The sequence below is a fragment of the Pseudomonas sp. AM4(2022) genome (genome assembly GCF_036346515.1).
In the GTDB taxonomy this organism is placed as follows: Bacteria; Pseudomonadota; Gammaproteobacteria; order Pseudomonadales; family Pseudomonadaceae; genus Aquipseudomonas; species Aquipseudomonas paracarnis.
Map to the genome: position 1 here is coordinate 135161 of NZ_JAOTNW010000008.1, position 19226 is coordinate 154386.

Here is a 19226-nt window from a genome sequence, read left to right on the forward strand (position 1 = left end):
TGGCTATTTAGAACTACCGAACAATGCCATTAGTTCGCCATAGCCCAGGCAGGCGTTAGCCGGGTGTATCGACTGGAAGTTATAGCCCTAGTTCCGGATGAAGGGGTAATTAAATACAAAACATTGCCAAATGCACTGATTTAGAGCGTTAGCAGCCAATAGCCACTAGTTGCAATTAGCCATATTGAAGGTTGTTCAGGTGCTCTCTCGTTCAATTAACTGACAGTGCAAAAGATTCAAGCGCTTAACTTCCTCATCGGTGGCTAATACGCCCAGACTTTGCAGGACGCGTGTGGCAGCGAGTACACCGATCTCCAACGCGGGTGGCTGGAGGGTGCTGAGGCTGGGCAGCAACATGTGGGCAAACGGGTAGTCGCCAAAACCCAATACGGCGCAGTCCTGGGGGATGTTCAGCCCGGCGCGTTGACCGGCCAGCAAACCGCCGGCGGCGAGGTTGTCATTGGCGAAGAAAATTGCGTCGGGCGTGATCGCCTGCCCCATCAGCGCGTCCATGGCCTGCTTGCCCGCTTCAAAGGGCGCGCGGTCGGCGTCCGGCACAAAGACCCAGGGCTGCACACCCAACTCGCAGAGCGTCGCGGTAAACCCATCGCGCCGCTCCAATGCGCTGAAGTCGCCCACTGCACTGTTTTGTACGAAGGCGATGCGCCGATAGCCCTTGCCATGCAAGTAGCGCGCGGCGGTGACGCCCACTTCATAATGAGAAAAACCTACTTGCAACGGCGCGCGTTCAGGCACGTAGTCCCAGGTTTCGACGATCGGTATATCTGCCTCGGCGATCATCTTCTCGGTGCCAGGGCTGTGAAAGCGGCTGGTCAGCACTAGCGCTGCCGGCGACCAGCCGAGAAAGGCACGCACCGCGCTTTCCTCCTGCTCGATGCTGAAATAGCTGGAGGCCAGCAACAGCTGGTAGCCGTGACGACTGAGGGTGTCGCTGAACCCCTGCAGCGTATTGGCAAAAATCGGCCCCGAGATATTCGGAGTCACCATCGCAACGATTTTGCCGCGCGCGGAGGCCAACCCACCGGCCACCAGGTTCGGCACATACCCCAACTGCGCGACCACCTGGGCGATACGTTCACGGCGCTCGGGTGAAACCTGTTCAGGTTGGTTGAAGTAACGCGACACCGTAATGGCCGACACCCCGGCTTGGCACGCCACGGTGTTCAGGGTGACGCGGCCGGCGCCCCGGCGCTTACGCGGTTTGTGTTCATCCACAGCAAAACCTCAAAAAAGGAATATAAAACTAATTTTTTAGTATTTGACGCTCTAAACCGACGCCTTCAATAATGCCGATGTTAGCGCTAACACAGCGCATTGTCTGCTACTCGCTCGAGCGAATGCCCAAGACATTTTCACAGGCGCTGACGGTCGCAGAACCGCAGCGGACCAGGGTATTTTTTCGAGCGGGCACAGCATGCATAACTTTCCACGGCACACCCATTTGTGGCTTCTGGCAGGCCTCTGCGCCTTGCCCGTCTGCGGCGCTGTTGCGGCTGACGAGCAGGAACCCACGCTCCAATCCGTGACAGTCACCGCCACCCGCCGCGAAGAATCGCTGCAAAAAGTCCCGGTGGCCGTCTCGGTGCTCGATGGAGAGCAACTGGAGCGTGACAATCGCAACGGGGTGGCGAGCATCGCGCAGCAAGTACCGTCGCTGAACTTTCGCACCGGCGCTTCGAACAAGGACACGTCATTGTTCGTGCGCGGCGTGGGTACCATTTCAACCTCGCCGGGCGTTGAGCCAACGGTGGCTACGGTGATCGATGGGGTGGTCTATGCGCGCCCCGGCCAGGCCACGCTCGACCTGTTGGACTTGGAGCGCATCGAGGTGCTGCGTGGCCCGCAAGGCACGCTGTTCGGCAAGAACGCGTCGGCCGGTGTGCTGAATATCACCAGTAAGGCGCCGACTGCCCAAACCCACGGTTTTATCGACCAGTCGTTCTACAGCGGCAATGAAAGCCGCACGCGCTTTGGCATCGGCGGCAGCCTGGTGCCGGAGGTGCTCAAGGGCTCGATCAGCACTTTGTTCGGCAGCTACGACGGTAACGTCGATAACCGCCACAACGGCCAGGAGGTCAACGGTTACAACCACAAGGGCATTCGCGGCAAGCTGGAATTCACGCCCAACGATGACGTGAAACTGACCCTGATCGCCGACTACATGCAATCCCACGATGACGCGCCCAATGGCGTGGTCAGCAAATCCCTGAGCCCGGCGTTCAGCAATGCCTTGAGACCGGTACGCGCCTCAAGTGACAACCGCGATATCAACACCGATACCCGCAGCCATGTGGAAGACACCAACAAGGGTTTATCGGCGCAGTTGGACTGGAACCTCGGCGACTACACCCTCACCTCGATCACCGCCTGGCGCGGTTGGGACAACACTCAATATCAGGATGGCGACCGCCTAGGCACGGTCACCGCCGTGTTCCCCGGCACCGCCGACAAAGGCGACCTGGCGTTCGACCAGTACTCCCAGGAGCTGCGCCTGGCCTCGCCAAAAGGTGAGTTCCTTGAATACGTCGGTGGCCTGTTCTACATGCATGGCAAGGATGAGGAAACCTATCAGCGCACCCTCACCACCACGACGCGGGTCGATCGAGGCATTGCCGACTACAGCACCACCAGCGACAGCTACGCGGCGTTCGGCGAGACCACGCTCAACTTCACCTCGCGTTTTCGTGGCATCGCCGGGTTGCGTTACACCCATGACGACTTGAAGTATGACCATCGCCGCGTGTCCACCTCTGCCACTACCGTCAGCGGCATTCAACCGGCGACGTCGAGTTCAGGTTCGGTAGACGAGGATGGTTGGTCCGGTCGGCTGGGTGTGCAGTACGACATCAGCGACAACATCACCAGCTACCTCACCTACTCGCGTGGCTACAAAGGCCCGGCCTATAACGTGTTCTTCAACATGCAGCCGCGCGACACCGACGCGCTCAAGCCAGAGACCTCCAATACCTGGGAAGCCGGAATCAAGGCCACTGCCTGGAACAACCGCCTGACCACCAACCTGGCGGTGTTCCACAGTGACTACGACAACTACCAGGCCAACTTTTTCGACACCGTCGCCGGCCAAGTCGTGACGCGCCTGATCAACGCCGGCAGCGTCAGCACCGAAGGCGTCGAGCTCGATTACGCCCTGCAAGCCACCCAGCAACTCAAGCTCTCCGGTGCCCTGGCCTATACCCGAGCGCGCATCGATCAGTTCGCGTGCCCGCCAGGCGCAGCAGCAACCTGCAACGTCAATGGCAAGCCATTGCCGTTCAGCCCGGACTGGAAAAGCTACGTGCGCGCCGACTACAGCATCCCTCTGGATAACGGCCTGGATATCGAACTGGGCACTGACTACAGCTGGCAGAGCGAAGTGCAGTACGACATCAGCCAGAACCTGGACACCAAGCAAGGCGCCTACGGCATCTGGAACGCCAGCGTGGCCCTGGCCGACTACACCAATGGCTGGCGCGTGGCGCTGTTGGCGAAGAACCTCGCCGACAAATCCTACTCACCGCTGCTGGCCAGCGGCGGCAACTACATCTACCGCGCCGTGCCTCGTGACGATGAGCGTTACTTCGGCGTGCAACTGCGCAAGGATTTCTAGCATGAGCCGTCAACTCAAACTTGGCGCATTCCTGATGGCTACGGGGCACCACGTGGCCGCCTGGCGCCACCCCGATGTACCGGCGAATGCCGGGCTGGATTTCGCCCACTACAAGCACTTGGCGCAGGTAGCAGAAGCGGCCAGGTTCGACGCGCTGTTCGTGGCCGACAGCATTGCCGCCGCCACCGGTGAGATCGCCAGCCAGATGGCGCGCTCGGATCATTTCGAGCCGCTCACCCTGCTCTCGGCGCTCAGTGCGGTGACCGAGCATATCGGCCTGATCGCGACCGCTACCACCAGCTACAACGAGCCCTACCATGTGGCGCGCAAATTTGCTTCGCTGGATCACCTGTCCGGTGGCCGTGCGGGCTGGAACCTGGTGACCTCGGACAACGCCGCCGAGGCACTGAATTTCGGCCGCGACGAGCACCTGGGGCACGCCGAACGCTACAGCCGCGCGCGGGAGTTTCACCAGGTGGTGACGGGTTTATGGGACAGCTGGGACGACGATGCTTTCGTGCGCGACAAAGCCAGCGGCCGCTATTACGACCCGCATAAACGCCATGTACTGGATCACGTGGGCGAGCATTTCCAGGTCAAAGGCCCCCTGAACGTGGCGCGCTCGCCCCAGGGCCAGCCGGTGATCGTCCAGGCCGGTTCTTCGCACACCGGGCGGGAACTGGCGGCACAGACTGCCGAGGTAGTGTTTACCGCGCAGACTTCGCTGGCCGACGCCCAAGCGTTTTACCGCGACCTCAAGGGGCGCCTGGGCCAATACGGGCGCAAGGCCGATTCGCTGAAAATCATGCCGGGCGTGTTCGTGGTGGTCGGGGAAACCGAAGCCTGCGCCCAGGCGAAATTTGAAAGATTCCAAGCATTGGTCGAACCCGAGGTAGGCGTGGCGTTGCTGGGGCGCATGTTGGGTAATTTCGACCTGTCCGGCTACCCGCTGGATGGGGCGCTGCCCGAGCTACCCTTGACCGACAGCGGTCAACGCAGCCGCCAGCAACTGCTGAGCGAACTGGCCCAGCGCGAACAGCTGACACTGGCGCAACTGGGCCGACGCATTGCCGGTGGACGCGGTCATTACAGCCTGATCGGCACGCCTGTGCAGATCGCCGATGAGCTGCAGCGCTGGTTCGAAGAAGGCGCGGCGGATGGCTTCAATATTCTGGTGCCACACCTGCCGGGCGGGCTGGAGGACTTTGCTCGCCTGGTCGTTCCCGAGTTACAGCGGCGTGGCTTGTTTCGGCGCGAATACAGCGGCACCACACTGCGCGAAAACCTCGGCCTGGCGCGCCCGGTCAACCGCTTCAAGGAGACCCGAGCCTGAAAATCCCCACCCTGCTGCTGACCCAGACCGCCTGGGCGGCCAATCCATCAACCTTGCGCATCGACTACCAGAAAGGCTCCATCGCCCTGGTGCTCGCCAAGGAGCATGGCCTGCTGGAAAAACGCTTCCCACAAACCGAGGTGAAATGGATTGAATTCCCCGCCGGCCCGCAGATGCTTGAAGCGCTGAACGTCGGCGCCGAACCGCCCAAGCCCAGCGCCGAAACGTTGCTGGTACGCAACGATAGCCCAGTGCTGCCGATTGACGACAGCATCATTGGCGCACAACAGGCCACGGCGGATCTGTTTTATCAGAACCGCTTGCTGCCCAAGGCCATTGAGGTGCGCAAGGTGATATGGCGACCCGAAGCCCGTTGAGATCTGAAGTGTGAAACTGTCTACGGTTTCGTCGCCAACACCAAACGGTGCACGAGGCCGCCAAACAGCCCACCCAGCAAAGGCACCACCCAGAACACCCACAACTGAGCCATCGCCCAATCGCCCTGGAACAACGCCACACCAGTACTGCGCGCCGGGTTAACCGATGTATTGCTCACGGGAATACTGATCAGGTGAATCAAGACCAGGGCAAAACCGATGGCCAGCGGCGCAAAACCGGCAGACGCCTTTTTGTCGGTGACGCCCAGGATGATCAACAGGAAAAACGCCGTGAGTACAAACTCGGTGACCACTACCGAAAGCAGCGAGAAGCCCCCGGGTGAATGCTCGCCATAACCATTGGTGGCAAACCCCGCAGTCACATCGAATCCGGCCTTGCCGCTGGCGATCAGGTACAGCACGCCGGCCGCCGCAATCGCGCCCAGAACCTGAGTGAGGATGTAGGGCACCACATCCTTGCCGTCAATACGCCCAGCGGCGAGCAAACCCAAGGTGACCGCCGGATTGAAATGCCCACCGGAAATATGCCCGACCGCGTAGGCCATGGTTAATACCGTCAAGCCAAATGCCAATGCCACACCGGCAAAACCAATGCCCAACTCAGGGAATGCGGCCGCCAACACGGCACTGCCGCAACCGCCCAGTACCAGCCAGAACGTGCCGAAGAACTCGGCGGCGAGACGTTTTATCATCAGGAAACTCCTTGAAGTCAGGTCAAAGAGTTGGAGACTAACAACAGGGTACGGGCATTGGATGTGGGAAATTTCCTTAGCGCGTAACTAATGAGCAGGTGTGATTCGCGGTGAAGATTGTTCACGCGGGAAGACATTTATTCCCGGCATGAAAAAGCCCAACCTATTCAGGTTGGGCTTGATCAGAAATAGAGCGGGACGCAGGGATTCGAACACTCGACGCCTGGCCCCCATACAGGCGGACCTTGTGAAAGCCATAATCAGCAACAACCGTGGCGCATCAAGGCAAAGCCGGCCTCTTGCTGCTCAGCGTGGCCCCCCTCTGGATACCCTCACCGTAGCGCGCCCGCCTTGGCGATCAACTCACGCAATCGGGAATCCTTAGGCTCAAACACGTCGAGGAGCCCGATCGCCTTAAGAGCGGGCAGAGATTGAATAATTTCTCGCTCAGCTAGCAGTTGATCATCCATGCTCGCGCCTGGGTTACTCCAAACTCGTACGTTTGCCAAAAAGGCACCCACCGTCCCTTTACGTACGGTCACTCCCTCAAATGTTGCTTCGTTTGTGTCGTCGGCAAGAACATCTTCGGCACGCATATCCGTCTCCGCAGTTGGGTTGCTTTAACTTCTCGGCCTTTCGGAAAAGTGCATCACGCCGACAATAACGTAATTATCTTGCGCTGACATTTAAATGAAAACCCGACGCTTGGCCGGGTCCATTGATGCTCAGTTGTCAGGATGCTCACTGGCTACTGAATCGGCAGCGTCCACGTCCGACATATCTTCCTCGAGGGGCGCCTCGTCGTCCGGTGGCAGCGGGATATGATCCTCATCGCGCTTTGGATCATGACCAGCCTCATTGTCCGTTCCACGCGTTACTGCCTGCTGTGAAATATTGCCTGGGGCGTTCTCGTTGATTTCCAAGCTGTCTCTCCGCTCTAAAGCGCGACAAATACGCACTTAACCATTGGAGCAGGCGTGTAACAGGGAGTGCCGAACTTTGGACGAACGGAAAATCCCCGAGACGGTGTTTGGCGTAAGGACGCCAGCACCAGCAGCCATAACGGCGACTGAGGATCCCGCCAAGGGCTCACGCAGTAGCCCTGTATGTCATCCGCCTTGGCCTGATTGAGTAGTTTCAGCCAATCAATGACTTCCTTGTCGAGGCCCCTTATGGCACTTCCTCACACCGCCTGCATCTTCCTTTATTTCCTGTTGCTCAGCACTGTCTGGCCCAGCCATGCCAGGGATCTGGCCGAGGGCCTTACCGAGCAGTCACCGTCTGTGGCCCTTGAAAATAAAAACCACCGTTATCCGCAATGGACCGGCATCGGTTCACTGGAAAACGCCTTAGGCCAGACCTGCAATGCCGTTCTGCTCGACACGCGCAATCGCCAAGGTAAGGCCATCGGGCCGGCTTATGTGCTGACCGCCGGGCATTGTGTGTTCTACAGCTACGGTACAGCGCGCGTCCACCAGGCGCTCACCGCCGACGTGACCTTCAACTACTTTCATGACACACCCGAACGGCGTATCGCCTACGCCGTCAAGACGGCGCATTGGAGCAGCATGGCGGGCACTGACCTGGCCGTGCTCGAACTGGATACGTCACTGGCGGTGCTGGTGGCCAAGGCGATCATGCCACTCAAGCTGGCCTCCCAGCGTCAGACATCGGATCGAGAGGTGATCAACGTGGGAGCGCCGACTGGCTTTCTGAAAAAGGGCCTACGCATGAGCGCCTGCGTGGAATCGACCCTCAACAGTTTTGCCGAACATCCCGGCGTGTTCCCCAGCGCCTTGCGCAACCGCTGCAACGGTCTGCGCCCAGGCAGCTCCGGCAGTCCGATGCTGGACCGGAACACCAATGAAATCACCAGCATCATCAGCAAGGTCGCGTCTGCCATTCAGAAAGACATTCTCAATAGCTGCCAGAACAACTCGGCGTGCGAAGCCGCCAAATTCAACTACAGCTACCCCGTCAACGACTTGTACTACTGCTTTGTAGACGGTGTTTTCCGTAACGACACCCCAACCTGCCAGCTCAAGGCGGTTGAAATCACGCTGGATGAGCCATGGAACCTGAAGTCCTATGTGCATTTAAAACGTGACGCCACCGACCAAATTACCCGTCCGACTTGGAACCTGAGGTTCTCGATCCAGGAACCGTTCTACCGATTCAAAGCCGTGAATCACATCAGCGATTGCGCACGCACACACGGCTACCAAGTCGCTGCCGCTTCTGACGAAGCCTACATCAACCAACCCATCGGCCCAGTGCTGGGGCCGCATGTGTTATGCATACTCGGGGTGCAAACGGCCGAACAGCCGCTGACCGAAGCGCTGCTGCGCAATGCATTCACCCATTCGGTATTCCTGACCAACCCGGCACCGGCACCGCAGCTCAAGCACCGCTATCACATCGCCTGGGAAAACCAGCAGGACGGTTTTAGCCAGCATTATTACTACAGCGTGAACTCGGCGATCAGCACCATCTGCGAAGATATTGACGACGATCGCTACATCTTGGCCATTGACGGCATATTCCTTGATATAGCAGAGCTGCCGGTCACGTTATGCAGTTATGCACGCAACAACGCCGGGCAACCGTCGGCTATTCGCACAGACGTGATCACAGGCGCAACGGTTCGCTCGCAGCGTCAGGCCAGGTGAGGCAGGGAGATGTTTTAAGCAAATGTTGATGAGTCAAGTCAGCGCAATCGAGGGCAATGCCTGAAAGGCACGGCTTGAGCGGGATCACTTGGGCTCTCCCCCGCCGAACCGCAGCGGGGGCGACCCGATTACCATTGACCAGAGAGCAAACAGGTTGCCGCCTCAATCATGCTGAAGTGGTACCACGGCTGAGAATCCTGGCAACTGGTGGCGAAAGACGCATGCGCACTTGAGGTCGCTAACAGGCAGGCTGCAGCCGTCATATAGACGTACTTTTTTATAGTCATCTTCACTCCCCTTCCCATCGTTAATACATTGGCTTGCGCTTCAAACTCTACTGCCGGGTTCGTACAACGATCAATTAGGGCAGGTATGCTAGTGGCTTATCGACATGCACGCGACAACGCCTATCGACGTCACGCCAGTCATTTCAGGGGAGTGTCGTGCAGCACTGGGCAATCATGCCCCTCAGCATTGCAGTAGCGATTGCATGTTCGCTGTGCCCCACCTGCAGATCACAGAGGTGAAATAGGCTCTCGAGCCCATAACAGCCCCACGGCGCGGTAGGGGGTTTAGTAGGGGGTATTTTTCAGACATGAAAAAGCCCAATCTTTTCAGATTGGGCTAAGTCATTGAATAATATGGTCGGGACGGAGTGATTCGAACACTCGACCCCTAGCACCCCATGCTAGTGCGCTACCGGACTGCGCTACGCCCCGACTAGGCGTGTTACTGGGTTTGCTTCTTAACGAAGCGAACCGGAATATACCGCAAGCTTTTGAAATGTGGAAGTATTTTTAAAGCTTGAATCATTTTTTCAGCACCACCAGCACATCTTCCAGTTCGGAGATCATCTGGCGGATCAGTTGCTTGTATTGGGTGGTGTCGTCTTTGGCTTCATCACCGGACATACGCTGGCGTGCGCCGCTGATGGTGAACCCCTGGTCGTACAGCAACGCGCGGATCTGTCGGATCATCAGCACGTCCTGGCGCTGATAATACCGACGGTTCCCGGTGCGTTTGACGGGGTTGAGTTGAGGAAACTCCTGCTCCCAATAGCGCAGCACGTGCGGTTTTACCGCACACAGCTCGCTGACTTCACCGATGGTGAAGTAGCGCTTGCCTGGGATGACGGGTAGTTCGTCGTTATGACTTGGTTCCAGCATAAGCCTCAACTCGGGCCTTCAACTTCTGCCCTGGACGAAAGGTGACCACACGGCGAGCCGTGATCGGGATTTCTTCTCCCGTTTTTGGATTGCGGCCAGGCCGCTGGCGTTTGTCTCGCAGGTCAAAATTGCCGAAACCGGACAATTTGACCTGTTCGTTGTCTTCCAGAGCGTGGCGGATCTCTTCAAAAAACAGTTCGACCAATTCCTTGGCCTCGCGCTTGTTCAGACCCAACTCTTCGTACAGACGTTCCGCCATCTCAGCTTTCGTCAAAGCCCCCATACGTCACTTCCTTAACGTGGCGTTCAACCTTTGTTCGAGCGAGGTGAGGATATTTTGCGTCGTGGTATTCACCTCATCGTCATTAAGAGTGCGCGATGGATGCTGCCAGGTCAAGCCAACTGCGAGGCTTTTTCTATGCGGATCAATGCCTTTACCCTGATAGACGTCAAATAGCCTGAGGTCTGTCAGCCATTCCCCTGCATTTTCACGGATTACATCCAGAACGGCAGTGGCAGCGACTTCACGGTCGGCAATCAGGGCCAGGTCGCGACGCACTTCAGGGAAGCGCGACAACTCGCTGAATTTAGGCATTTTGCCCGACGCAACTTCAGCCAAGACTAGCTCAAACACGAAGACTGGACGGTCCAGCCCCAAGGTTTTCGACAGTTCCGGGTGAATGGCGCCGACAAAACCTACCAAGCGTCCTTCGCGCTCGATACGTGCAGTCTGGCCTGGATGCAAGGCTGGATGGCTACCCGGCACGAACGTAAAGGCGTCCAGCGCACCGGCAAAGCCCAGCACCGCTTCCACGTCAGCCTTGACGTCGAAGAAGTCCACGACCTCACGGCCTTGCGCCCAGCCTTCCGGCAGACGGCTGCCGCAGACGACGCCCGCCAGCATTGGCTCTTGCTTCAAGCCATCGAGTTGGCCGACGAAACGCAGGCCGCTTTCGAACAGGCGCACACGGTCTTGCTGGCGGTTCAGGTTGTGGGAAAGCGCTTTCACCAGGCCCGGCCACAGCGACGAACGCATGGCGGCCATGTCGTTGGAGATCGGGTTGGCCAACAACAGCGGCTCAACACCCGGGTTGAACAGCTCAAACTGTTTTGGATCGATGAAGCTATACGTCACGGCTTCCTGGTAACCACGAGCAACCAGCAGGCGGCGCAGTTCAGGCAGGTGCGCGCGCGCTTCGGCTTTGGGTTGCGGCGCGAGGCGCGCTTGCGGGTAGCGAACCGGCAGGCGGTTATAGCCATACAGACGTGCCAGCTCTTCGATCAGATCGACTTCCAGGCTGATGTCGAAGCGATGGCTAGGTACTGCAACCTGCCACTGCCCTTCCCCATTCGAGGAAATACCCAGGCCGAGGGCGGACAGCAGTTGCTCGATTTCAGCCGGCTCAATGACCAGCCCGAGCATCTGCTCAACGCTTTTGGCACGCAGGGTGATCGGCGCAATCGACGGCAGGTACTGTTCGTTGACGGTTTCGGTGATCGGGCCGGCTTCGCCACCGGTGATTTCCAGCAGCAGGCCGGTGGCGCGCTCCATGGCTTCACGGGCGAGATTCCAGTCCACGCCACGCTCATAGCGGTGCGAAGCATCGGTGTGCAGGCCATAGGAGCGGGCCTTGCCTGCGATGGCGATCTGGTCGAAGAACGCGCTTTCAAGGAATACGTCACGAGTGGTCGCGGATACACCGCTGTGCTCGCCACCCATCACGCCGGCAATTGCCAGGGCGCGAGCGTGGTCGGCGATGACCAGGGTGTCGGCACGCAGGCTGACTTCCTGACCGTCGAGCAGCACCAGCTTTTCGCCTTCCTCGGCCATGCGCACGCGGATGCCACCGTTGATTTCGGCGAGATCGAAGGCGTGCAGCGGCTGACCCAGCTCCAACATCACATAGTTGGTGATGTCGACGGCGGCGTCGATGCTGCGCACGTCGGCGCGACGCAGGCGCTCGACCATCCACAGCGGGGTCGGCTTGGACAGGTCGACGTTACGGACCACACGCCCCAGGTAACGTGGGCAGGCGTTCGGCGCGAGCACTTCGATGGAGCGAACTTCGTCATGCACCGGCGGCACAACAGCAACCGCAGGACGGGTGACGGGAGCGTTGTACAGCGCGCCCACTTCACGGGCCAGACCGGCCAGGGACAGGCAGTCGCCGCGGTTCGGGGTCAGATCGACCTCGATGCTGGCGTCTTCCAGTTCCAGGTAAATCCGGATGTCCTGACCCACAGGCGCGTCGGCCGGCAGCTCCATCAGGCCATCATTGCCCTCGCCCACCTGCAATTCAGCCTGAGAGCACAACATGCCGTTGGACTCGACACCACGCAGCTTGGCCTTCTTGATCTTGAAGTCGCCAGGCAGTTGGGCACCGATCATGGCAAACGGGATCTTCAGGCCCGGGCGCACGTTGGGCGCTCCGCACACGACCTGGAAGGTTTCTGTGCCGTTGCTGACCTGGCATACACGCAATTTATCGGCATCCGGGTGCTGCTCGGTGCTCAACACCTCGCCCACCACCACGCCGCTGAAAACACCGGCGGCCGGCGTAACGCTATCGACCTCAAGACCGGCCATCGACAGACGAGCAACCAGCCCGTCGCGATCTACCTGCGGGCTTACCCAGCCACGCAGCCATTGTTCACTGAATTTCATCCTGCTCTCCTAAAGATTCGTTACGACTAGCGAAATTGCGCGAGGAACCGCAAGTCGTTGTCGAAGAACAGACGCAAGTCGTTCACGCCGTAACGCAGCATGGCCAGACGCTCAACGCCCATGCCGAAGGCAAAGCCCGAGAACTCTTCCGGGTCGATCCCGGACATGCGCAGCACGTTGGGGTGAACCATGCCGCAGCCCATCACTTCCAGCCAGCCGGTCTGCTTGCAAACGCGGCAGCCTTTACCGCTGCACATCACGCATTCCATGTCGACTTCAGCCGATGGCTCGGTGAACGGGAAGAACGAGGGACGGAAACGCACCGCCAACTCTTTTTCGAAGAACACCCGCAGGAATTCTTCGATGGTGCCTTTGAGGTCGGCAAAATTGATATCGCGATCAACCAGCAGGCCTTCGACCTGGTGGAACATCGGCGAATGGGTGATATCCGAGTCGCTACGGTACACACGGCCTGGGCAGACAATGCGGATCGGCGGCTTGTTCGCTTCCATGGTGCGGACCTGTACCGGCGAGGTATGGGTGCGCAGCAGCATGTTGGCGTTGAAATAGAAGGTGTCGTGCATCGACCGGGCCGGGTGATGGCCTGGGATGTTGAGCGCCTCGAAGTTGTGGTAGTCGTCTTCGACCTCAGGGCCTTCGGCAATGCCGTAGCCGATGTGGGTGAAGAACTGTTCGATACGTTCCAGAGTCCGGGTGATCGGATGCAGACCGCCCGAGGCCTGGCCACGACCAGGCAAGGTCACGTCAATGGACTCGGCGGCGAGCTTGGCCGCAAGATCGGCCTCCTCGAGCGACGCCTTGCGCGCATTGAGAACCTCTGTGACACGCTCCTTGGCGACGTTGATCAGCGCACCGACTTGCGGACGCTCTTCAGCGGGCAAATTTCCCAGGGTCTTCATCACCTGAGTCAATTCACCTTTCTTGCCAAGGTAGTGAACCCGGATTTGCTCCAGGGCATTTACATCTTCAGCGCTTTGCACAGCCTCAAGGGCTTGGGCGACGAGCGCGTCCAGGTTTTCCATGTACAGACTCCAGATACAAAATAGGGGAAGAGCTTGAAGGCTCTTCCCCTATTTATGACGTTTACCACCTTGGGCCACAGGAGTGGCCCAGGGTGACTGTCGGGGGTACTTAAGCCAAGGAGGCTTTAGCTTTCTCGACAATCGCAGCAAACACCGCTTTTTCGTTCACGGCCAGTTCAGCCAGAACCTTACGGTCGATTTCGATGGACGCTTTTTTCAGGCCAGCGATGAAACGGCTGTAGGACAGACCGTTAACACGTGCACCAGCGTTGATACGAGCGATCCACAGAGCGCGGAACTGACGTTTTTTCTGACGACGGTCACGGTAGGCGTATTGGCCTGCCTTGATTACCGCTTGCTTGGCAACACGGAATACGCGTGAACGCGCGCCGTAGTAGCCTTTAGCAAGTTTCAGAATTTTTTTGTGACGCTTACGGGCCATGACGCCACGCTTTACACGAGCCATGAGTTACTTCCTCTATTCTTGAACCAAAATTAACGAAGGCGCAGCATGCGCTCGACTTTTGCCACGTCAGACGGATGCAGCAAGCTGCTACCGCGCAGTTGACGCTTACGCTTGGTCGACATTTTGGTCAGGATGTGGCTCTTGAAAGCGTGCTTGTGCTTGATGCCGTTAGCAGTTTTCAGAAACCGCTTAGCAGCACCACTTTTAGTTTTCATCTTTGGCATGTTCGGTACTCCGCATTCAGTTGATAAACATAATCAGAAGGCCTGCCGTGCCCTGTTGATTACTTCTTCTTTTTCGGGGCGATGACCATAATAAGCTGGCGTCCTTCCATCTTAGGATGCTGTTCGACCGAACCGTACTCGAGCAGGTCAGCTTCAACCCGCTTGAGGAGTTCCATCCCCAGCTCCTGGTGGGCCATCTCACGGCCGCGGAATCGCAAGGATACCTTGGCCCTGTCCCCATCACTCAGGAAACGTACCAGGTTGCGCAGTTTTACCTGGTAATCCCCTTCCTCCGTCCCTGGACGAAACTTGATTTCTTTTACTTGAATCTGCTTCTGGTTCTTCTTCGCTGCGGCAACCTGCTTCTTCTTTTCGAAGATCGATTTGCCGTAGTCCATCACCCGACAAACAGGTGGGATTGCATCGGCGGAGATTTCCACCAGGTCCAGCTTGGACTCTTCTGCAATACGAAGCGCTTCATCAATCGAGACGATGCCAATCTGCTCGCCATCAGCGCCAATTAACCGAACCTCGCGTGCCGAGATATTCTCGTTGATCGGGGCTTTCGGTGCAGCTCGTTTATCTTGTCTCATTTCACGCTTAATAATAATTACTCCGAATCTGGGCGACCACGCCGGGAAACCGCTTGCGCGAGGAACTCAGCGAACTGGGCGACGGGCATCGAGCCCAGGTCAGCACCTTCACGAGTACGCACAGCGACAGTCTGCATCTCGACTTCCCGATCTCCGATAACCAAGAGATAGGGAACCTTGAGCAAGGTATGCTCGCGGATTTTAAAGCCGATCTTTTCATTTCTCAAGTCGGACTTGGCACGAAACCCGCTTTCGTTGAGAGTTTTTTCAACTTCAGCGGCAAAATCTGCCTGTTTATCAGTGATATTCATGATCACTGCCTGGGTCGGAGCCAGCCACGCAGGGAACGCGCCCTCGTAGTGCTCGATCAGGATACCGACGAACCGCTCGAACGAACCGAGGATCGCCCGGTGCAGCATAACCGGGTGTTTACGGCTGTTGTCTTCGGAGACGTATTCGGCTCCCAGACGGATCGGCAGGTTAAAATCGAGCTGCAGGGTACCACACTGCCAGACACGGCCAAGGCAATCTTTGAGCGAGAACTCGATCTTCGGACCGTAGAAGGCGCCCTCACCCGGCTGCAGATCGTACGCAAGGCCCGCACTGTCGAGCGCAGCAGCCAGTGCCGCTTCGGCGCGATCCCACAGCTCGTCGGAACCGACGCGCTTTTCCGGACGAGTGGACAGCTTCATCTCGACGTCGGTAAAGCCGAAATCGCGATAAACGTCCATGGTCAGCTTGATGAACGCTGCGGACTCGGCCTGCATCTGCTCTTCGGTGCAGAAGATGTGGGCGTCGTCCTGGGTGAAGCCGCGCACGCGCATGATGCCGTGCAGCGCACCCGATGGCTCGTTACGGTGGCAGGCACCGAATTCGGCCAGGCGCATCGGCAACTCGCGGTAGCTCTTCAGGCCCTGATTAAAGACCTGCACGTGGCACGGGCAGTTCATCGGCTTGATGGCGTAGTCGCGGTTTTCCGACTGGGTGGTGAACATGTTGTCGGCGTAGTTGGCCCAGTGCCCGGATTTCTCCCACAGGCTGCGATCGACCACCTGTGGAGTCTTGATCTCCAGGTAACCGTTTTCGCGCTGCACCTTGCGCATGTACTGCTCAAGCACCTGGTACAGGGTCCAGCCATTCGGGTGCCAGAACACCATGCCCGGCGCTTCTTCCTGAAGGTGGAACAGGTTCAGGCGCTTGCCGATCTTGCGGTGGTCGCGTTTTTCGGCTTCTTCGATGCGCTGGATGTAGGCGGCCAGCTGTTTCTTATCAGCCCAGGCCGTGCCGTAGATCCGTTGCAGCTGTTCGTTCTTGGCATCACCGCGCCAGTAGGCACCGGACAGCTTGGTCAGCTTGAACGACTTGAGGAAACGCGTGTTCGGCACGTGTGGGCCACGGCACATGTCGACGTATTCTTCGTGGTAGTACAGGCCCATGGCCTGCTCGTCCGGCATGTCTTCCACCAGGCGCAGCTTGTAATCTTCACCACGCGCGGTAAACACGTCGATCACTTCGGCACGCGGGGTGACTTTCTTGATGACGTCGTAATCTTTTTCAATCAGCGCGTGCATGCGCTGCTCGATGGCCGCCAGGTCGTCCGGAGTAAAAGGACGCTCATAGGCGATGTCGTAATAGAAGCCTTCGTCAATAACCGGGCCGATCACCATCTTGGCGGTTGGATACAACTGCTTCACCGCATGACCAATCAGGTGGGCGCAAGAGTGGCGAATGATCTCCAGCCCCTCTTGGTCCTTGGGCGTGATGATTTGCAGGCTGGCGTCGCTGGTGATCAGGTCGCTGGCGTCAACCAGCTTGCCGTCGACCTTGCCGGCCACGGTGGCCTTGGCCAGGCCAGCACCGATGGATGCAGCGACCTCGGCTACGGAAACCGGATGATCGAATGAACGTTGACTGCCGTCGGGAAGAGTAATAGTTGGCATGGCGCCTCCTCTCCTAGTGGTGACCCCTACCAAAGGTCACGTGGGTTGGGATGAGCCAGTACAAGATCCAACACCAGGCCGTTCAATGAAGAACGCCTGCCTTACAGCGGCAGGAGCCTTTCGGCCAACCGATAATCGAACCAGAGTGACTGGAGTGAACAAAAAGGACCTGGCAAGGCGGCAAATGGCGCGCCCGGAAATAGCCAGGCAAGGATGCTAGCACAGATGAACGGTCATCGCGTCGGCCAAGCGTTGGGTAAAGAGCAATTGATGGCTTTATAGCTGCGAAAGTGAACTTGAGCTGTACGCAGGGCCTCAAAGCCACTGAGAATCGCCGTTCGTCCTCGACCCAAAGGAGCATCCCATGATGCGTTTTACCTCTACCCTCGCTGTCGCCGCTACCCTGAGCCTCCTTTCCCTCGGCGCGCAGGCTGCAGCCCCTTCCAACTGGCCAGCCGGCGCCCGTGACGCCTTCGTCAACGACTGCAGTGCCGCCGCCAGCCAGAACGTGGACGTCAAGACCGCCAAGGCCCATTGCGAATGTGGCGCTGACAAGATCAATGCCGAATTGAGCACTGCCGAGATCAAGGAATTGATGACCAACCAGAACGCCAGCCCGGAGCTTAAAAACAAAGCGGTCGCGGCTATTTCGTCCTGCAAAGTGGTGAAGAAAAAGTAAGATTGGCTGACGATTCGACGGCCATTTCGCTGGAAAAACAGCCTGAAAACTGCCATTTCACACAAATTACGCAGGTTTTATGGCTTTTTTTAACAGCTGATATTTCGTCGCAAAGCCCCGTAAATCGGGGCTTTCAGCCGAATGATGAATCAAACGCAAAGCGATTGATTAGCAAACAGTGCCTTGGGGGGGCTCCCAAGCCGAACATTTCGACTATGATAGCCCAGTGTGCCCAGTTGGCCTGAGCAGCACAGCACTACTGAAAATATATGTTTCTTGGAGATACACCATGTCTAATCGCCAAACCGGCACCGTTAAATGGTTCAACGATGAAAAAGGCTTCGGCTTCATCACTCCTACAGGTGGCGGTGACGACTTGTTCGTACACTTCAAAGCTATCGAAAGCGACGGTTTCAAAAGCCTGAAAGAAGGCCAAACCGTTTCCTTCGTGGCTGAGAAAGGCCAAAAGGGTATGCAAGCTGCACAGGTTCGCGGCGAGTAATTCTCCGCTGAGCTAAAAAAACCCCGTCCATGTGACGGGGTTTTTTATGGGTGATGCAAAAACCGTATCAGCCGCAGTTAACCCGGTTGATCACCAGATTGTTGTCGGTGTTCAGGTTCAAGCGGTCGGAGCGATACTCCAGCGTGATCATGTCATTGGGCTTGAGAATACGTGCATTCTGCGCGCCGGCACGCGTGCGAGCTTGCTCCAGCAACTGGGGCGAGGCCTTCTGGCCGATGGCGAACTCTGCAGCCTTCGACTCACAGCGGCTATGACCGGCATCGGTCGCAGTGGCAGCTTTGCCTGGCTCAGAGGCACCCGGGGTGCTGCAACCTGCCAACGCGAGCGCAGCCAACAAAGTACCGAATGATGCGAGCTTCCAAGGCATGAAGCCTCCTATGATAAAAAGTGGACAGAGATCGTGCGACATCAGTCAAAGCGATTGGTTTCAAGACGTTAACCGCTTGTGGGCAAGTCTGCCTGACTCACTGCTGGCAAGCGCCCTGTCAATCGTGACTAGATATGAACGCACTTAGTAGATATCGATATAGTCTGACGTCGCTGTAGGCCAATTCTGCTTCAGCGCGTTAAAAATCTGCATGACCCACACTTCATCACTGGCCGCCACGAGGCCGACATAACCGGAACCCTTGGCCCAGGTCTCCAGGCGAAACAGCAGGCCACCGATATCAACCCCCCCGACTACGCCGGAAGAAATGTAGGCAACGCCTGCCTTGCTCACCCGCAACTGGGTATGTTCGTCGTCACTGGCGCTGCCAAGCAATTGGCGCACGGCCTCCAGCGTCAGGTTGTCGGGGTTGCTCAAATCGATTTGCACGCGGTGTTTCCCGGCCATTTAACAGGCCGACAGTGTCGCACAGCCGCTGCTTCATGCCTAAGTAGCAGTGCCAAATGCCGTACAAAATGCTTAACTGCGCCCCTCTGGAACGGCGTTCCAGTGCACTACCCCGCATTTTCAGCCCGTGAGATTTCCATGACCACCGTAACGCTTCAAGCCGACATCAAAGCCAAGTGGCCCCAAGGGCAAAGCTCCTACAGCCCCGGAAGCCCGGAAGAACTGGCGATCATTGGTATCGACCTGTTGGTCAAGGAATTGGGCACCCAGGCGGCGCAAGCGTTCATCGGCCAGATATTCGAGAAATACCCGGCCGACTACAAGGGCGCCCAAGAGCGCGAATAGAACCGGGCGACGAGTGCCGCCCCGCTA

20 protein-coding genes, 1 tRNA gene and 1 pseudogene are annotated in these 19226 nt (G+C 57.9%); 7 read left to right on the forward strand and 15 right to left on the reverse strand.

Going from position 1 to position 19226, the window contains the following annotated elements; translation table 11 throughout:
• Positions 1-195: 195 nt before the first annotated feature.
• Entirely contained in the window at positions 196-1236 is a 1041-nt protein-coding gene (locus ODQ19_RS13205; protein WP_330210264.1) for a LacI family DNA-binding transcriptional regulator, read from the reverse strand.
• 199 nt (positions 1237-1435) lie between these two features.
• Between ODQ19_RS13205 and ODQ19_RS13210 the strand changes: the two genes are divergently transcribed.
• The 3 genes and pseudogenes from ODQ19_RS13210 to ODQ19_RS13220 form a co-directional block, all read left to right on the forward strand.
• Positions 1436-3628, forward strand: a complete 2193-nt coding sequence (locus ODQ19_RS13210) for a TonB-dependent receptor (protein ID WP_330210265.1) — start codon at positions 1436-1438, stop codon at positions 3626-3628.
• A 1-nt stretch (position 3629) separates the two neighbouring features.
• A complete protein-coding gene (locus ODQ19_RS13215; protein WP_330210266.1) occupies positions 3630-4961 on the forward strand; it encodes an LLM class flavin-dependent oxidoreductase in 1332 nt (443 codons plus the stop codon).
• Positions 4958-5215: pseudogene (locus tag ODQ19_RS13220) on the forward strand (aliphatic sulfonate ABC transporter substrate-binding protein); the annotation flags it as partial. The gene ODQ19_RS13215 and the pseudogene ODQ19_RS13220, both read left to right, overlap by 4 nt.
• A 143-nt stretch (positions 5216-5358) precedes the next feature.
• On the opposite strand, the gene aqpZ reads toward ODQ19_RS13220, so the two are convergent.
• From aqpZ to ODQ19_RS13235, 3 genes are all read right to left on the reverse strand, one after another.
• The gene (gene aqpZ, locus ODQ19_RS13225; protein ID WP_330210267.1) at positions 5359-6051 is read right to left on the reverse strand and encodes an aquaporin Z; all 693 of its coding nucleotides are present in this window, start codon (positions 6049-6051) and stop codon (positions 5359-5361) included.
• 332 nt (positions 6052-6383) lie between these two features.
• A complete protein-coding gene (locus ODQ19_RS13230; RefSeq protein WP_078821836.1) occupies positions 6384-6647 on the reverse strand; it encodes a hypothetical protein in 264 nt (87 codons plus the stop codon).
• A 129-nt stretch (positions 6648-6776) separates the two neighbouring features.
• A complete protein-coding gene (locus ODQ19_RS13235; RefSeq protein ID WP_032880294.1) occupies positions 6777-6974 on the reverse strand; it encodes a hypothetical protein in 198 nt (65 codons plus the stop codon).
• Between the two features lie 249 nt (positions 6975-7223).
• On the opposite strand from ODQ19_RS13235, the gene ODQ19_RS13240 reads away from it, so the two are divergent.
• The gene (locus ODQ19_RS13240) at positions 7224-8720 is read left to right on the forward strand and encodes a trypsin-like serine peptidase (RefSeq protein WP_330210268.1); all 1497 of its coding nucleotides are present in this window, start codon (positions 7224-7226) and stop codon (positions 8718-8720) included.
• 642 nt (positions 8721-9362) lie between these two features.
• Here the strand turns inward: ODQ19_RS13240 and ODQ19_RS13245 are convergent.
• The 9 genes from ODQ19_RS13245 to thrS form a co-directional block, all read right to left on the reverse strand.
• Positions 9363-9439, reverse strand: a tRNA-Pro gene (locus ODQ19_RS13245).
• Positions 9440-9529: 90 nt separating this feature from the next.
• On the reverse strand, positions 9530-9886 hold the full coding sequence (locus ODQ19_RS13250; protein ID WP_003174972.1) for a MerR family transcriptional regulator: 357 nt from the start codon (positions 9884-9886) through the stop codon (positions 9530-9532).
• A complete protein-coding gene (gene ihfA, locus ODQ19_RS13255) occupies positions 9867-10169 on the reverse strand; it encodes an integration host factor subunit alpha (RefSeq protein WP_002553164.1) in 303 nt (100 codons plus the stop codon). The genes ODQ19_RS13250 and ihfA overlap by 20 nt, the downstream gene beginning before the upstream one ends.
• Before the next feature lie 3 nt (positions 10170-10172).
• A complete protein-coding gene (gene pheT, locus ODQ19_RS13260; RefSeq protein WP_330210269.1) occupies positions 10173-12551 on the reverse strand; it encodes a phenylalanine--tRNA ligase subunit beta in 2379 nt (792 codons plus the stop codon).
• Positions 12552-12577: 26 nt separating this feature from the next.
• Entirely contained in the window at positions 12578-13594 is a 1017-nt protein-coding gene (gene pheS / locus ODQ19_RS13265; protein ID WP_003192486.1) for a phenylalanine--tRNA ligase subunit alpha, read from the reverse strand.
• A 109-nt stretch (positions 13595-13703) separates the two neighbouring features.
• Positions 13704-14060, reverse strand: coding sequence for a 50S ribosomal protein L20 (gene rplT / locus ODQ19_RS13270; RefSeq protein ID WP_003192488.1), 357 nt, complete (start codon positions 14058-14060; stop codon positions 13704-13706).
• A 29-nt stretch (positions 14061-14089) separates the two neighbouring features.
• Complete coding sequence (rpmI, locus tag ODQ19_RS13275; RefSeq protein WP_002553160.1) at positions 14090-14284, reverse strand: 50S ribosomal protein L35; 195 nt, start codon at positions 14282-14284, stop codon at positions 14090-14092.
• Positions 14285-14343: 59 nt separating this feature from the next.
• Positions 14344-14895, reverse strand: a complete 552-nt coding sequence (gene infC / locus ODQ19_RS13280) for a translation initiation factor IF-3 (RefSeq protein WP_015884933.1) — start codon at positions 14893-14895, stop codon at positions 14344-14346.
• A complete protein-coding gene (thrS, locus tag ODQ19_RS13285) occupies positions 14895-16817 on the reverse strand; it encodes a threonine--tRNA ligase (protein ID WP_330210270.1) in 1923 nt (640 codons plus the stop codon). The genes infC and thrS overlap by 1 nt, the downstream gene beginning before the upstream one ends.
• A 364-nt stretch (positions 16818-17181) precedes the next feature.
• Here thrS and ODQ19_RS13290 point away from each other — a divergent pair, with 364 nt between their 5' ends.
• Together ODQ19_RS13290 and ODQ19_RS13295 are read left to right on the forward strand one after the other, a co-directional pair.
• On the forward strand, positions 17182-17496 hold the full coding sequence (locus ODQ19_RS13290; RefSeq protein ID WP_019820908.1) for a hypothetical protein: 315 nt from the start codon (positions 17182-17184) through the stop codon (positions 17494-17496).
• 289 nt (positions 17497-17785) lie between these two features.
• Positions 17786-17998 (forward strand): cold-shock protein, encoded by a 213-nt coding sequence (locus ODQ19_RS13295; RefSeq protein ID WP_003192493.1) that lies wholly within the window; start codon positions 17786-17788, stop codon positions 17996-17998.
• Between the two features lie 67 nt (positions 17999-18065).
• Here ODQ19_RS13295 and ODQ19_RS13300 read toward each other — a convergent pair whose 3' ends face one another.
• Together ODQ19_RS13300 and ODQ19_RS13305 are read right to left on the reverse strand one after the other, a co-directional pair.
• Positions 18066-18386 (reverse strand): I78 family peptidase inhibitor, encoded by a 321-nt coding sequence (locus ODQ19_RS13300; protein ID WP_003192494.1) that lies wholly within the window; start codon positions 18384-18386, stop codon positions 18066-18068.
• Between the two features lie 144 nt (positions 18387-18530).
• Entirely contained in the window at positions 18531-18836 is a 306-nt protein-coding gene (locus ODQ19_RS13305; protein WP_330210271.1) for a hypothetical protein, read from the reverse strand.
• A 156-nt stretch (positions 18837-18992) separates the two neighbouring features.
• Between ODQ19_RS13305 and ODQ19_RS13310 the strand changes: the two genes are divergently transcribed.
• The gene (locus ODQ19_RS13310) at positions 18993-19199 is read left to right on the forward strand and encodes a hypothetical protein (RefSeq protein ID WP_330210272.1); all 207 of its coding nucleotides are present in this window, start codon (positions 18993-18995) and stop codon (positions 19197-19199) included.
• The last annotated feature ends 27 nt before the right edge of the window (positions 19200-19226 follow it).